The organism is Paenibacillus sp. cl123 (assembly GCF_900101595.1).
In the GTDB taxonomy this organism is placed as follows: domain Bacteria; phylum Bacillota; class Bacilli; order Paenibacillales; family NBRC-103111; genus Paenibacillus_G.
In genome coordinates, this window is sequence record NZ_FMYY01000002.1 from 440,228 (window position 1) to 457,208 (window position 16,981).

Sequence of the window (16,981 nt, forward strand, 5' to 3'; positions counted from 1 at the left end):
GCCGATGGAGCCAGGGAGAGTCTTTCCTGCGGTTCAGCATGGACAATCGAAAGAGGAGATGTTATGACAATTGACAAAGCGGCAGGCTGGCTTGCGCTTATAGCCATTCTGGGCGGGATCAGCCGGATCGGGATGACTCCTTCATCGTACATCTGGGGAGGAGACAGCGATCAGGAATTGATTTGCGCGTTTATCGCAAATATTCTGATGGTGATCGGCACCTTCGGAATTTACTTGAAGCAAATAAAAGAATCGGGCAAGTTTGGCTTTATTTCCTTCTTGATTCTGGAGCTTGGCCTCATCTTGGTGACATGTACGGTATGGTCTTCGATGCTGCATGTTGATCCCTGGGAGTGGGGCATCGTCAAGACAATGGAGATCACGACAGGCATGCTCGGTCTGATTCTGTTCCCGATTGCCGGCTTAAAAGCCCGCGTGCTGCCGAAATGGCCTTGCATCCTAATGATTGCCATGCTATTTGTCGGGCCAATACCGATGCTGGAAAAATGGGTCGCCCTGCTGTGGGGACTTTCCTACATCGGCATGGGGTATGCAGTTTGGTCCACGAGAAATCGGAGCAGTCATAGCTGGCATTAGTTGAATCGATATTCTGTTAAGATAACGAAATGGAAAAGCAAAAACTTGATTGACTTTATGTCGATCAAGTTTTTTTGTCGAAGAAACAAGCGAATGGAGCCCGCTGAAAATCAGGATTCCACCAGCCATGAAACTGATGGAAGAAGCCCGCCGCTGCTTGCCTTTCCGAAGCCCTTTGCGGGATACTACCCAGAAGTGGAAATTCATAGTATACTTTGGCTTAAAATATGAGAGGTCAGGTGATGGGGTCCATGGAAAGGGAAATCGGGCAGTCGATCCGGTCATTCCCGACAATCGGCCAGCAGCTCGAGCAGTGGAATGATCTGGATTTTACCGGAAGATCGTTCGAGCTTCATTTATTCGATGAATATTTAACGCAATTGCATACACGCAGGGAGCGCATAATCAACCTTCACGGAACCGGAGGCATGGGCAAAACCCGGCTTTTGGAGCAGTACCGCAAACGCGCGGAACAGCGGGGCATACGGTTTGCTCTTGTCGATATGAGAGATTATATGAACGATCCCGCAGCCATTGTTAACCAGTTGGTCCGGCAAATCTACGGGAAACTGCAGTCGAACGACGAGTGCCGGCAGGAAGAAGGTATGAGGCTTCTGAACATGGCGGCAGCCGAAGAGCGGATCATCCTTGCCTTCGATCACTATGAGGAATCCGGAAGCATGGATAAGTGGCTCAGGGAGTCTTTCATCCCCCAACTGCATAACCAGGTGCTGATCCTTATAGCCGGCAGGTATCCTTTGGAAGGCTCATGGCGGGTATCCTCAGCATGGCAGAAGCTTATTGTAACGCTCCCCGTTTCAGAGCTGAACTATGAAGAGACGACGGCATACGCGCGAAATTTGGGCATTACCGACGAACTTGTTATCGATACAGTATGGCTCAAAACGTTGGGTCATCCTCTCACCCTTTCGTTGTTCGGCCCAATCGCAGCACGTGCAGGAACGGCAGCCGAGCTTGCTTACGAGCAGGAGTCGCCATTCGAAGCGATAGTCGATCAGTGGTTTCAGGAAGCGCCAAGCGACGAGCTGCGCAGCCTCATTATGACGGCGTCCGTTCCACGGACGTTTCATCAGGAATTTTTGTCGCAGCTGATGGAAAAAGAAGTCCCTCTGTCGCTGTTCAGCCAGCTGATCCGGTTATCCTTCATTCGCCGGTCGGCCAAAGGATGGCAAATGCATGAGCTTGTAAGAGAAACGATACGACGGACTTATCGGGATATAATGCCCGAAACGTTCGAGAAGCAGCGCCAATTAACGGTTCAAATCTATCACCGGTACATTCTCAATGCGATGGTGAGCGGTCAAAATGCGGCATGGGAAGTCGCTGAAATGCTGCCTCATACGGATAATCCGATATTGAGAGCTCATTTCCGGCATTCCAGAGGATCTACCAATTGTTTGGAAGCTGTGACCGAGGCGAATATCGGAGAAGTGGAACAATATATCAGGCTACGGAACCGGCAGGACAAAGATTGGAAAATCGTCTGCTCCGACCCTGAATCCGGCACTTCGTTTCGGTATAAATACACGCAGGAGCAAAGTAATTCCCGTCTTAGCAGCTGCGTGCGGGTGCGGGAGATGCTTCGTGTCGGAGGAGATTTGCAACTGCTGCGCAACCCGGGAGGGCGGATGGTAGGTCTGCTTGCGGCGATGCCCATTCATGAATCGACCTTGGATTACTTAATGAAATCCCCAGTATCGGGACCGTTCTTCAGCCGTTTGACTCCAGCTCAATTAAAGACCTATCGTACGTCCGCCGAGCATTCGCCCGGCACATACTTATTTGCCATTGATGTTGAGGACATGGAGCAAACCGAGCTGCGATCGGACATTATCCGCCTCTTGTTCGAGTTTATGATGTCCCGGAAAATTTTGCTCCTTTCTCCGCTGCCGGTCGAATTTTTTTCCAAAACTTACCAGAGTCTGGGCTTCCAACCGGTAGCCGGAACCAAGCATTATGAATACGACAAAAAATTACCCGCCTACACTTACATGCTGGATACGAGCGGTGATAAATTGTACGCGTTTGTTACAGGTCTGCTCCAGGGCTCGGAGATCCCGAAAAGTCCTTCTTTAGAAAAAACCGATCATATCGGAGAGCTGCCTTTTACGCTTAGAGAGAGGGAGGTCGCCGACCTGCTCGTACGCGGACATACGAATCTGGAAATCGCCTCCGCTTTGTATATTACCGTGGCCGCCGTCAAGAAGCACGTGCAATCCATGCTGCAAAAGACCGGGCTGAAAAACCGAACGCAGCTTACAAGCATCATACTCGAGCAGATCAAATAGCCGCTGGCCCGTCGCATGGATGCCTTGTGGGCGGAGCACTTGCTTGATCCGCCATTTGTACAAAAATACACCTGTCGCAAACGGTATTACTCTTGCGGCAGGTGTATTTCTATTGGAGGAGCATACATCGGAAAGAGCACCTTCCCGAGGCTTCGCAAGCGCTATGGAAAACGCTCTATTTTACGCTAAGGAACGCTAATTTCGAGTTCTTTTTGAAACTTCAAGTAATCCAATCCGCCTTTCGGTCCGCCAAATTCAAATTCGACGGATGCCGCATATGCTCCGGTATTCTCCACTCTGATCAAGAGAGGTATCGGGTCATGACCCTCCGGCAGCCATCTGGCAGTTGCCTTGTAACGGGTAATAGGCAGCTGGTCTAATCCGACGCTGTCATTCACAAAGTGGGCCTTCCTTGTAATGGGCTCTGCTCCGCTTGTAGGTGTCAGTGTTATTTCAACATCAAGCATGTTAAAAGTCGGCAGGTCTTCTCTAAACGAAGAATGGTCGGGATAGATGTAGATATACCCGTCGGCATTCTTCCATGTAAAGGGACGGATCGCTCCGGAGTTACCGGCAAACGGCTGATCTTGGTCGGCATAGATGGTGTAGGTGAAATTACTGCCGTTAATAGTTTTGGTGAACTTTGCGCTCATCCGCCATGTTGCTGCGAGTTCTGGAAGCTCCAGACGGTAATAACCGTTAGCGTCGGTCTGTCCGATAATATTGCTGTCATAGAAAAGGGTGTTATCCGCGAAAACCGATGCCCCGGCGATCGGATTACCGTCGATGTCGCGAATATAACCTTTTACCACATAAGGCTCAACGGTATCCTGCGAAGAATTGGGCGCACCCGGCGTATCTGGGGTACTTGGGGTACTTGGGGCACTAGGGATACTCGGGGTACCGCCTTTTTTATCGATACGTATCGTACTAATGCCATTGTTGCTGTCGTACGATACATGATAACCGCTGTTCTCCGCCACAAAACGAAGCGGGACCATCGTATTTCCTTCAATGATTTGAGCGGGTTCGCTAAGAGTGATCGCATTTTGGTTTACCTTCGCGGTTGAACTGTTGATCGTCAGTTCGATCACAAGCCCATCCTTGGTGCCGGTGGCCTGCTCAGTTGAGCTTTCCCAGGTCACCGTAAAGCCAAGCGTTTCGAACAGCTTGCGGAACGGAACAAGCGTTGAGCCATTCTTGATTATTGGCGCGGCACTACCGAATTGAATTTTCTCGTCATTAAAATATACTTCGATCGTAGAGCTTGCCGGCGGAGGCGGCGTCGATGGGTCAGAATCCGGCGCAGGAGATGCTCCTTCAACGATCATCGGTTTCTTATATTTAATTGGAATCGATGAAACCGTTCCTTCCGGTGTCTCGATTTCCAGTACAAAATGCTGTGTCTCTTTAATCGAACCGCTGTGTCCGTTATTACTCGCATACAAATCAAACGACAGATTCCCTTCGAACTCACCGACGGGAACCGTTGTATCTTTGTGAAATCCACCAGTGTTTATAATGACATTTTCTTGTTTAGTGCCGGTGCTGGTGGTAACTGTTTTGTTCTGAACGATTCCGAGCAGCCAGCCTGCGGTCACTCGATTCGTTCTCCAAATGCCTTGGGAAGCATCCTTGCCGTTTTCATCCGTTGTTCGCAGGACGATGGCTTTGATGACGGTTTTTTTCGTGAGATTGAGTTTCAGCTTAAAATGCCCGTCTTTGTAGCCCTCGGGCTTGAAATAATCGGAGCCTATAAGATCAGTTGCTGTATCGAGCAGGCTGAATTCCTTGATTTCAATTCCTGCAGGTTTCGTCTCGCCGAATCCAAACGCGGTTCCGGATACAACGAATAAGCCGGTTAAAACCAGGAACAACAGCTTCTTGGCGAAATGAGTCTTTAACTTGGGCATTTTATATATTCCCTCCTGTATGTTCTTTAACCTCTCGGCATCCGCCGGGGCAGATGGGACAAGGGCTCTTGTCCCCCTCGCAATCCTCTTTCTCCGGCAGAGGATGTTCCAAATCAGTCCATCATTTAATCTGATTTTGTCAATCCCTCTCCCTCCCGCAGCATATAGATTCTTACTGACAGCGACCACATCATTATCAGCTGAAAATCAAGATATAGCTACTATCCTTACGGATAGTTTTGGAGTTAAGAGTATACTTCCGAGTAATATCTGCACCAGATCCATTCATGTTATCTTTATGTGGATTAAACGCCGGGGCTATCGGCCGATTGGCGAATATCGGTCTACCGGCGAAATATCCGCAGGAAGGGGCTTGGTTGATGAAACCCGCAAGACGAAAAAGAAGGCCGTTTATCGCGTTTTTCCTGATTGCCTCCATGCTGTTTACAAGTCTGCAGCCGGCAGTCGGCTTGGCAGAGCCATTGCAGGTCATCTCACCGTTAACTGCACCAGACGTTGACTCCGGAGAAGGCGAACAAGTAACGGAAGCTATCGCGAAGCCCTCCGGCAATGATGAGACGTCGTTGCCGGGCGAAGTGCAGAATTTAAACTGGTACCAGTTGGATGCTTCAAGCGTGAAGCTAGCTTGGGAGCCTCCTGCACCATCCGGCTCGGATAACGACTCGGGGATGTGGCAGTACAAGGTTTACACGGATGAATATGTCGAGGTAGGGATAACGGAGGAGACGGCATTTATTCTTGAATCATTGGAGGCCGGAGTTGCTTATCGTTATTGGGTCATGACGATAGATCGCGATGGCAGGGAGTCTTCGGGTACGGCCGTCACGGTTGGTATCTCGCCTGCCGCGGAAGACAAGCTCGTTGACCTCACTGCCAGCTATTCGGATCTTCCGGCGTCGAGTGTGGCGATCAGCGCCGACGGCTCGACTGTTGTTTACACCGACCGTTCAGCCGATATGAGCGGCTGGGAGCTTTATGCGCTCGACACGAGGACGAAGGAGAAGTCGAAGCTGTCCCTTACTCAGTTCGGCGCGCCGCTCTCCGGAGAAGTATGGGATATTGATGTGGACCGGACGGGGAATACGATCGTTTTTACCTCGAATGCCGCGAACCTCTGGGTTGCTCCGGAAGCGCCGGGCGACTATGTGTACCTATACAACCGCTCCGAGAAAAATCTTCTGCTGCTCTCCCATCCGGGGGAGAGGGTGGGACGATCGTCGATTAGCGGAACGGCTTCGCTCGTGGCCTTGACCCTCAATGAACGTGTCTATGCATATAATACGCAAACGAAGGATAGGATTTTGGTCAGCCGTGCAAATGCTCAAAGCGAGGATGGCGTAAGCGGCAGCCCGGCCATAAGCGGCAATGGGTCGGTTATTGCTTTTACGTCCGATTCTTCGAATCTGACAGGTCCGGCCGGCGACGGAAAAGAGCATGCCATCTATATGTTCGAGACGGGAGCTTCTTCGATTACAGGACGTTTCAAGTCGAATGAATATCATGACCAGCTGACTGTAAGCGAAGATGGCCGTTACATCGCCTATAACGAGTCCGCTGGCGGCAGTACGCTTGGCCATCCGTATTTGTACGACCGTTCAACCGGAGAAATGTTGGATTTGAATGCAGGACGCAGTGAAACCGAGGTGCTCCATAAAGCCTACGGCAAGCTGAGTCTAAGCGAAGATGGCCGCTTTGTTCTGGCCCAATTGAATGATACTGAGCCAGAAGTGGAAGGGATGGACCGGTACAGCGAGCTGTTCGATCGGCAAACAGGTAAAGTTATCGCAGCCGGCAACCCGGTGATGCCTTCGTCGAATGGCGTAATGGACGGTTCGGGCAAGCGGCTTATCTATGCGCGCAGTCAAGCGCTCTACATGATGTGTATCTCCACATGCGAGGGGCCTGGGCCTGAACAGCCGCTTACATCGGCCTATTGGACGGCGCCGACAACGGCGTGGGTGGATGGAGAGCTGAAGCCGGGAAGCACACTGACCATTCAGGCTGGCGGCAGCAAGGGACTGAGTGTAGTGGCGGATGTTTACTTCAAGCAAGGAAACGAAACGAAATCAACCATTGTGCCGCTCCTTCAGGATGCAGGAGCGGAAGGTCTTTACGCCGGACAATTTACGGCTGCGGAAGGTGTTACCGAGCTGACCGGAATTACGGTTTCGCTTCCGGATAACAGTCAGACCATTGCGCTCGAACGGCTTCCGGTCCGTATATCCGGTCTGCTTGCAATCGAGATCGAGACTGAACAGCCGGAGCTGCTCTTGGGCACACACTTGCTTGTGACTAAGCCGAACGGTCAGGTGAGTGAGATACCTGTTGCACCGCATGCTTTAACCTATTCAATCCAGCTGGCGGCCGGCGAGCCTTATAGCCTAGCGCTCCTAGATGCGGGTAGGAAGATTCAGCTTGCGCAGCAGAGCGGCATTGAGATAGCAAACGCCAAGACGACCTCTGTTAAATTGAACCCTCAGTTTACTTCGTCGCTGACCATTGTCGTTAACTATGACAAACCCCCAGCCGAACAGGCAACCATCGTTTTCAGGTATGCTGCGGACGACGCGTTGATTGGAGAAGTAAAGGCCGACGAGCAAGGTAAGGCGCAGCTTCCCGGAACGCATCGGGCGGGAGAACGAATCAAGGTTGCCGTCATACCTCCTGTAGGTTACGACGAGACGGAGCCGCAGATTGTCACGCTTGCCGTTGGCGGCAACCAGATCAGCTTTGAGCTTCGGCAGACGACGGCTGCGGTGAAGGCAATGACTGCCGAATTCGGGAGTACCGTCGGCAGCGGTCCTAGCGAGGCTGTGGTGATGGGAAGCGAGGCGAAGCTTGCTGCTTCCGCCAAACCGGGACTTCTGCTTGCCGGAGAGCTTTTGGTCCAGCGCAGGCAGGAAAATAATCAAGAGCTTGAAACGGTGAAGAGAATCATTTCGTTGACGGAGGCGTCATCTGGTCATTACGAAGGCGTTTTCCGTGTTGAGGAAGGGGATGTTCGATTCGAATCGGTTACTGCGCTCGTCGACGGCGAGCAGGTGGGGAACGCCTATCCGATCGGTATGAACGCAGCCGGCCGGTTTAAGCTTTCTTTCGAGCTGCCGGATGGAGACGGTTGGGCGGATACCCTTGAAGGAGCGTCTCTTATCGTTAACGACAGACAGTCCACCTTTAACTACTACGAACGGGTCACGGTTACGGCTGACCGGCTTGTCTACACATTCGATGTGCCGCTTGAGACAGCCCGATACCAGACCTCCGTTCGTCCAGCCAATTCCAAGCTGCTCGAGCTTTCCGCTGATCTGCCTGCAGTGAGGTACGGAGAGACGGGGGAATACAAGGTGAAACCAAATTTCAGGGTTCAAGTAACCGGGACAATCAAGGGACCAGACGATGAGGCCGTCTCTGCCAGTTACAAGCTGACGGATGAGTCCGGTGCCGTTACGGCGCAAGGGAAGGTGTTAGGCCGGTATGATATCCGGGTGGACACGGCAAGCAGCATGCGGTACCGGCTGACGCTGACGCCGAATGATCCGATCTATCTTCCCCAGACGTTTGAGTTTTCTGCCGATCAGCTGGTGAAGGAGCTGCCTGTGCGTTTCGCGTACAAAGACCTGCATCCCGTAGAAGGAACCGTACTCGGGAAAGACGGCTTGCCGGTCAAGGATGCCATTGTTACCGCACAGCTCATGGGGACGCAGAAGGTATTTAAGGTCCGGACAGACGGGCAGGGGAAATATGCGTTCGTAACTCCTCTTGGCGAGCTTCGGCTCCGAGCGTCCAGCTACGGAGTCAACGGCAAGCTGTCGACATACGTGACGGTCCCTGTGCCGGAAGGGGGCGCAAACGGCATTGAACTGCGGCTCCTGGATTATGCGACGGTTGATTTTGACCTCTATACGAAGCAGCAGGGTAGCACGTGGCAGGGGCCGCTCGATATCGACTGGCGGGTAGCCGCGCACTTCCAGGTGAAGCCTTCGGCTGCGATTCTCAGCTACGGCCCGCCATTGCAGGTTGCGGCAGTTGCCGGGGACAACTTCCGAGTTTGCGTCAATGGCAGTCAATCGCAGCTTCCTTCAACATGCGAAGAGGTTGTCATCGGGGATGACAATCAAGCTGCGCTCGAAATTAGGCTGGAATCCGCTGGTGCCCAAGTGCTTACAGCATTCCAGCTAGAGGATGGGTCCGATCCGGGCTATGTACATCAAAAGCTGTATCGTTACGATGCTGAAGCTCTCGTCCTTGAAGAAGCGATCGTGACAAGGCTGACCGGCAGCTACCGCATCGGAGTGTCCCAACCCGGCCGCTATCGATTGGAGGCCAGAGGCAACGGTGGGTCAACCGCTATTCTTGATTTTGATGTTCCGCTTGGTCTGCCTGTCGATTTGGGGGTAATTATGCTGCGGAAGCCCGGCCATTTCACCGGCCAGGAAGGAAATGAGTTCACGACAGTTTCGAATCTGACAACGCGGGATGGCTTAATCAAGGCAAGATTAGCTTATAAGAATACAAGGAGTGAGGTTCAGGATGCAGCATTCACTTTTTTGCTGCCGAAGGGAGTAGCTCTGCTGCCGGGGACGGTGGTTGTTAACGGCAAGGCGCATTCCGACTTCGTGCAGGAGAATCAGCTGCTCATCGTGAAGGTCGGCACGATTGGGAAGCTTGAACACGGGGGGATTCGCTTCACTCTGGAGACGGCTGAAAATCAGCAGCAGAGCAGCATAGTGTTGCCGGCGGCTGTCCGGTATTCGGCCGATCAGGCCCAACGCGAAGAGATCATAGGAACAGCGCTCGTTCAGGTTGCTCAAGCGACCTTGAATGTCCCTGAGCTTGTCGTTAAGCCGACTTTTGCGGTTAGCGGCAGTGCACCGGCCAACTCGAAGATTACGGTACTGGATGGCAGCACGGCTGTAGCGACTGCAGCTGTAACGCCTGAAGGAGTCTGGCAGGCGAATATAACGCTAGCGGATCCGACGCATCGTCGGCATTCGATCCGGACGCAGGTAGAGGTCGGCGGCATCGTTCAAGCCGGCCAGGAGGCAAATCTGATTTATGACCCGAACGATCCGGGAATAGATGAGGTGTCCATGCGTCAGCCGGACGGCAGGGTTCATACGTTCCGGACAGAGGACGGCGTAGCAATCTTCCCTTACGTATTTGTTCCGGCGAAGCCGATTCTCTACGAGTTAAAGTTCCGCGACCCGGCACGTATTTCGAACGTCGAGGTTTGGAACGGGAATAACCGTGCGGAGGCGAGGCTGGAGGATGGTGTTTTCAAGGCGTCGATGAAACTCAATACCGATCCGGGACCGATCTTTGTCAAATATAGTAAAAAGTCAGATCCCGGCCATGTTCCGCCTCCCTATACCGACCAGGAGCTGCGCGACACGCTGCCGCCTGCTTTGCGAAATTTTGAGATATTATCCGCGGAACAGCCATATCCTGACAAGGCTTCGCTGAACTCCAGGATTCGACTGATGGAGGACCTGGAGATGGATGTTACGATTTCCAGCAGTCCGGTGACGGATTACACTCCAACAGCGAAAGATTTGAATAATGAGCGAGAATCAGGGATTCCCTTATATGGATTTTCGTTATCGAGAAGCATAGGCAAAAACTCAATCAAAGGTTCGATTAGCGGCTATATTCCGGAGGGCTCGAGCAATGCTCTAGCAGCTGCCGGAAGCGGGATGAGGTTGTTAGAAATTACGGTAGATGCACTCGACAAAGGGGCGAAGACGTTTGACTTAATCAACGCCCTAGAGAGTATTGCCAACCCGGATGGGGCGGTCGAACGGGCTCTCAGGCTCTACGAGATGACGAAAAAAATATGCGATGAACGTGCTCGTGAGTACTACATGAACTTTGCGATGGAAATTTTGGTCGATCTTGCGTTCACGGAGATTGTCAAACATGGGCTTAATGCGGCGGGGACGATTAAGCTTCCCGGACTTCCGGGTCTGATCCTGTGGACGGAAGCCACATGGGCCGGCAAGAAGATGGATGAGATCATTGAAATGGAATTGAACGAGCTGGAAACTTACATCAAGCCCTATTTTTCCATGATGTGCATGCCGCCGCCGGAGCCGGCTGGGCCGCCAATAGCGAAGCCAGGCTATATTCTTGATCCGAGCGGGTACGTGTACGAAGGACTTCCTTCGAACCGTATTTCCGAGGTACTGGCAACGGCGCTGCAGTGGAACGAGAATAGCACAACGTGGGACGTATGGGATTCAGCATGGTACGAGCAGCAGAACCCGTTGAATACGGACAATGCCGGACGTTACGCATGGGATGTTCCCCCCGGACGCTGGAAAGTCAAATTCGAGAAGGAAGGCTATACAACCGCATACAGCGATGAACTGGAAGTGCCGCCGCCGCAGCTTGACGTTAATATTCCAATGGTCTCGAATGATCCTCCGGAGGTGAAGGCAATCGCAGCGCAGCCAGGCGGAACCGGCATTAAACTGCAATTTACAAAGCCGGTGAAGGCCAATTCGCTGACTGCTGAGACGATCGCAGTTACCAAGGACGGGGAGACGGTCGCCGGAACCTTGGAAGGGCTGGAGCCGCAGCCGGGAACGGATGGCATGCTGCTGTCGACGGAGGCTCTATTCGTGCCAAATAAGACTTTGACCATCGGCCAGACCTATACGGTAACATTAAATAAAGCCGTGTTAAGCTACGCTGGTATTCCGCTGAAGGATGTGTTTACCGCGCAGTTGCTGATTGAAGGCGAGGATAAGACTCCGCCGGCAGAAGTGACGGAGCTAGCTGGCGGTATAGCCGGAGAGTCAGCATCGCTAATGTGGAGCCCGCCGGAAGATATGGATTATGCGGGAGCGCGCATTCGCTGGAAGGAGTCGGGAGCGGAAGATTACGGTGCACCGATCGATATGGCAAAGGATCAAAGCTGGGCTGTTATCGGCGGTCTGTCCGAACATAAAAGCTATGATGTACTCGTGACGGCCAAAGACGAATACGGCAATGAATCGGCAGGTGCGGTATGGCGGTGGGTGACCGCAGAAAAGAAGGATAACACTGCGCCGAGTACCGTAAGCGAGCTTCAAGCTGCTCCTGCAGCTGGTGGCGGCAAGCTGGCGATCTCCTGGCGCAATCCGTTGTCACCCGATCTAGCGAAGCTGCGCATCAGCTGGAAGGCGGCCGGCACCGCTTCGGGCGGGGGCTCTACGGAGGTGGCCAAGGAAAGCACCACATATGAAATAAAGGATCTTCGGCAAGGGGCAAGCTATAAGGTATTTGTGGTTGCGATCGACAAGCAAGGGAATGAGTCGATCGCTTCCGAGGTAACCGCAACAGCCGGTTACATCACGGACGAAGGCGAAACACCGCCTGTTAGCGGAGGACAGACGCCTCCGGGCGGCGGGGCGACTCCACCATTCGGAGGGGATACGTCGTGGAAGGTTGGTAAGGAGGGCGGCACGTTCCATGCTTACGAAGGCCGGTTGGCGATTCGCGTGAAGCCGGGCTCTTTTAACAGCGAGAGTGATATAACATACGCCATTACCGACGAAAAAACGGGTATTTTGAACAAAGCCTATACGAAATTATCCCCGACGTACCGTATTGGACGAGAAACTGGCGATGTAAAAGGTTCCATTGAACTTGAACTCGTGTATGACCGGTCGGTTATTCCAGCCATAGATACCCGAAGATTCGGCATCTACCGAAAGGATGGCGGCACGCCCGCCGGCTGGACCTATATCGGCGGTCTGGATAATGCGTCCAAGTCAATTCTTCGTGCTAATGCCGACCAGTGGGGAGAATATGCCGTGCTGCTCTACCGACAGGAGTTTGACGACATGGCCTCACATTGGAGCCGTTCGGAGGTACAGATTCTGACCAGCCGTCACATTGTAAACGGCACTTCGGATCAGCGTTTCGAGCCCGATCGCGTTCTGACGCGGGCGGAATTGACGAAGCTGCTCGTAGAAGCGTTAAGCAAGGCTGGTTCGCTTAAGTCCAATAGGGTAGACAGTACTAATCCGTTCACGGATGTACCGAATAACGCATGGTATGCTTCTTACGTCGCGGAGGCAGCAAGGCTCGGACTGGTCCAGGGCGACAATGGGCAATTCCGGCCCGAGGACCCCCTTACTCGGGAGGAAATGATGGTGTTGTTCGTCCGGTATGCAAACCGGCTGGGCAAAGTAACTGAAAAGATAGAGGGCGATTTTGTACTAAGCGACTATGAGGATGAAGTTAAGCTGGCCCCATGGGCTCGTGAGGCTGCACTTCAGTCCATATCGATGGGGTGGATAACTGGAGTTACCCCATCGGAATTGCACCCAAAAGCTCATACGACACGAGCGGAGGCGGCAGTGGTCCTTATGCGAGTGATGGAGGATCTTGCTCTCATCCGACTATAATGATGCAAGTCTTGTATAAACAATAGGAAGAAAAGCCGGCATCGTTACCGTGTAAACGAATGCCGGCTTTCTGCGTGGAAAGGAATAAAGCAGGGATAGTCTAGGACTTATAAATACCTTTGACTATCGCAGCACTTTTATGGAGTCAATTTGTTATGACCAGTCCGGACAGCCGTCAACCGGGATGCGGCAGCCGGCCGGCAGCTTATTGGCCGCCATGCCTTTGAGCAGCCAGCTGCCTGGCGTATCCCGAATGCCGGACAGCTCGAGCTCGAACGGACCCTCGGGCAAACCGGCGGCCCGGAGCTCCAGCAGCTGGCCGTCAACGTCCAGGCCCAGCGGAGTCAATGTCCGCTTCGCCGTTGAGGGCTTGCCGATCCGGCGTCCGAGGACGCTGCGTCCCGCCGGCGGCTCAGCTTCACCGCCGAATGCCTCGCCGGAACGCGGAGCGGGGGCCCCCGTTACGACCGCATACACGGCGTCCCGCGCCGAATCCGCGTCGATGCGCTTGCTGAATTGTATGCGCAAGCGATCGGCGGCGAGGCGGATGGCCTGAACCGGCATCGGCGGCTCCTCGTACATCCAGCGGCCGATGGAATATTCATACGCCGTCCAGAACCGGTAGCCCAGCTTATGCGATTCTGCGGCGAAGCGGTCGAGCCATGCGGAGCTGCGCCTCATCCGGCGCAGCGAGCCTATATCCGTCTGGATGCCCAAGGCGAGGGAAGGGAACGCTTCGCGGATCGGCGCGGCAAACGCTTCGTAACGGCGGGCATAGTCGGCCGGCAGGCGAGCGCGCATCCAATCGGGCCAATGCGTTTGCAGCACATGCGCATCCGGCCGTACGAGCCGGATCATCGTGACGGCGTCCATCCCTTGCAGCTCCCGCACGTCAAGCGCCGCTCGGGATCCGGCATCGACAGCCACAGACCAGGTTGCGATACGGATATCGCCGCGCGCTTCCCGGACGCCGCCTGCGCCGTTGAACAGCTCGTTCACGAACCGATTCACGGCGTCGACGCGGCATTCTATCCAGCGTGCATAGCGCTCAAGATCCTTTTTATAATAATGTGCGGAGCCGGACCTTCGGAATTCGGGCAGCGAGCCGCCTCCCCAGGCTCGGAAGGCGGCTTGGGCTTGCGGGCCGATATCGCCGTATACGCCGGTGTACAGACCGTTCCATTCGGGGAAATAACATTCGGCCACCTCGATGCCGGTAAAGGGATGCTCGCGGGCTAGCCGTGCGAGCGCCGTTTTTTTCCACGCGGTGTACGCCGGGTGAAAGGGAGAGAGGCGGATATACCCGTCATTTACCGGCTTCAAAAGCTCCATCTGCCAGCTGCGCCAATCCGGCGGAAGATGGGACGAGGAATAGGCGCCGTTGCCCAGCACCATCGCCCATACATCAAGGCCGTGCTCGCGCAGCGCATGTACGAGAGCGGTTTGGACGCGCGTCTCATCCGTAACAAAATATCGCACGGCGCTGTAGCCGGCGGCCGCCAGTTCGGCCGCTACGCTGTGGGGGCTTCTGCCGGTGTAATAAGCAAACGTAGGATCGATTTGAATCGTCGCTTGTTCGTCTCTGCGCTTGAGCATCGCATATCCCGCCTTCGTAATGTTTACTTATAAGTTGACTTTTCAGCCGGTCCAGCTTGCAATTTGAAGAGAAACGGAGGAACGCTCACAGCCATGGGATTAACCCGCCCATGAGCATGTTGTTGCTTATACGCCTTATTTTACCGGGCCGGTCGACGGCGAGCAATTCGAGGGCTGACCGGTCGGCCGCCTGAGACGCTTTTTCGCGCCATCGCTTTGATGGTCATGACAAAAAAACTAATATAATGATTAAATTTTGGAATGTCATACGCCTTCGTTTCTTGATTTAATGAGGGGAGAAGAGGGATACTAGCTGCTCGCGGATCGAAGGAGTGAATGCCGTTAAAAGCTGCAACAAGGAAATCGACAGGTTGCCAGCCAGTCTTGTATGCGCTTTCGAACGGCTGTTAAATGAAATAGCTGGAGTTGGGGGATGGTGAAATTGAGCGAGGCATTACGAATTCTTCACATGGTGGAAACTCATTGGGCGCAGCTTTTGTCCAGAATCGAAAGGACAGAGGATGAATTGGACAGGGAGGCGCTTGTCGGCAGAGGGTTGATCAACCTGCTGACTCCCCTCTATTGCCACGAGGAATCTCTTTATTACAGGGATGCTTCGCTGCTGCCTTGGATGAAACAGGGGGTGCAATGCCTTCTGGGCGATCAATTAGAAAGCGGATGCATCTCTTTGCTTAATTGCAACATCGACTCGCCGCCCGACACTGCCTTTCAGGTGCATGGCACTGCAATCGCTTATCAAGTGCTGGTGAAGAGCGGTTTACCTGAGCTCTCGGAAATCGTGGAAGGAATCAGGCTGTTTCTGGAACGGGCGAAGCCCTGCTTGCTTACCGGCGGGATCCATACGCCGAACCATCGCTGGGTCATGTGCGGCGCTTTAGCCAATATGTACGAGATATTCGGCGATGAGGCGTTCAAACGCCGGGCTTTCCAGTTTCTCGATGAGGGTCTGGATATTACGGAATATGGCGAATGGACGGAGCGCAGCAATGCGATGTACAATTCCGCGCTGGCCATTCACCTTGTTGATGTCGGCGAGGTGTTCGGCCACGAAGCCTCGTACGAAGCGGTTCGTAAAAATTTGCTCATGATGCCATACATGTTCCATCCGGGCAACGACATTGTGACGGAGTATTCCGGCCGTCAGGATCTGGGCCAGCGCGCGAAGATGAATGATTGGTATTATACTTCTTTGCATCTTATGGCTTCGAAGGACCGCGACCCTGCTCTCGTCTCCCTTGCCAGGCTTGCGGAGGAAACGGCATCGGTCGGCTCCCATGCGCTCATGTATTGGATGCTGTACCCCGAGAGAATGACTTTGCCGGAGGGGCCTGCCGAGCCGCTTTCCGAGTATTACACGATATTTCTGGGCGAAGGCAACCAGGTAAACGTTCCGGCGAATATTCCCTACGGAAGCCAGATCAGGAAACACCCGCACGGCGCGCCGCTTGTCCGGCATCGCCGCGGCCAATTAAGCGTGACGGTCATGTCGGCGCAGCCCGAACTGTTATATGTCCAGTTTGGCCACGCCCGGATGGTGGGTTACAAGCTCGGTCTTGGCTGGTTCGGAATCGCAAACGTCAGCTTCCCCTCCATTGTCCAAATCGGGTCTGCCCGATACCGAATGGAGGTCGAATTGGAAGGATGTTACTTCGATGCGCTGCCTCCGGAGAAGGTGCAGGGCTTGAATGGCTCGTACGTTGACATGCCCAACCGGGAACGGGCGAAGACGCATGTCACCATGCTTCAGGTCGCAATGGAATTCGAGCTGCTGGAGAACGGGGTGGATATCACGCTTATTTCTGATAACGTGTCAGGAGTTTACTTCCAGCATGTGTTTCAGTTCGATCCGGATGGCGCCCTCGGCGGCGAGGGGATCCGAACGACGGACGCGGCGAGGATCCTGCAGCTCACGAGCGGGTATGCCGTTTACAAGAAGGATGGGGACTGCATCGAGATCGGACCGGGGGAAAAGAAACACCGGGATGTTGTTATGCGCAACGAAAAGCCGAATCCGGATGTAACCCGATTGACGATCAATAGTATGACCCCCTTAACACAGACATTGTCGATTCGCTGCTATGAAGCGGAGCGGGAAGAACGAACCCATACATGCTGAAAGGGTGCAGCCTCT

Annotated in this window: 6 protein-coding genes; 4 read left to right on the top strand and 2 right to left on the bottom strand. The window is 53.6% G+C overall.

Going from position 1 to position 16,981, the window contains the following annotated elements; all coding sequences use genetic code 11:
• Positions 1–63: 63 nt before the first annotated feature.
• A complete protein-coding gene (locus tag BLR08_RS06060; protein WP_072327410.1) occupies positions 64–597 on the top strand; it encodes a hypothetical protein in 534 nt (177 codons plus the stop codon).
• 251 nt (positions 598–848) lie between these two features.
• Positions 849–2,906: a LuxR C-terminal-related transcriptional regulator gene (locus BLR08_RS06065; protein ID WP_176835425.1), complete on the top strand. Its 2,058-nt coding sequence runs from the start codon at positions 849–851 to the stop codon at positions 2,904–2,906.
• Positions 2,907–3,091: 185 nt separating this feature from the next.
• Here BLR08_RS06065 and BLR08_RS06070 read toward each other — a convergent pair whose 3' ends face one another.
• The gene (locus tag BLR08_RS06070; protein ID WP_176835426.1) at positions 3,092–4,819 is read right to left on the bottom strand and encodes a copper amine oxidase N-terminal domain-containing protein; all 1,728 of its coding nucleotides are present in this window, start codon (positions 4,817–4,819) and stop codon (positions 3,092–3,094) included.
• A 380-nt stretch (positions 4,820–5,199) separates the two neighbouring features.
• Here BLR08_RS06070 and BLR08_RS06075 point away from each other — a divergent pair, with 380 nt between their 5' ends.
• Positions 5,200–13,233: an S-layer homology domain-containing protein gene (locus tag BLR08_RS06075; protein ID WP_072327408.1), complete on the top strand. Its 8,034-nt coding sequence runs from the start codon at positions 5,200–5,202 to the stop codon at positions 13,231–13,233.
• Positions 13,234–13,386: 153 nt separating this feature from the next.
• Here BLR08_RS06075 and BLR08_RS06080 read toward each other — a convergent pair whose 3' ends face one another.
• Positions 13,387–14,829 carry an N-acyl-D-glucosamine 2-epimerase gene (locus tag BLR08_RS06080; protein ID WP_072327407.1) on the bottom strand — a complete coding sequence of 481 codons (1,443 nt, stop codon included), beginning with the start codon at positions 14,827–14,829 and terminating at the stop codon, positions 13,387–13,389.
• 433 nt (positions 14,830–15,262) lie between these two features.
• On the opposite strand from BLR08_RS06080, the gene BLR08_RS06085 reads away from it, so the two are divergent.
• Positions 15,263–16,966, top strand: a complete 1,704-nt coding sequence (locus BLR08_RS06085) for a hypothetical protein (protein ID WP_072327406.1) — start codon at positions 15,263–15,265, stop codon at positions 16,964–16,966.
• Positions 16,967–16,981: the final 15 nt, after the last annotated feature.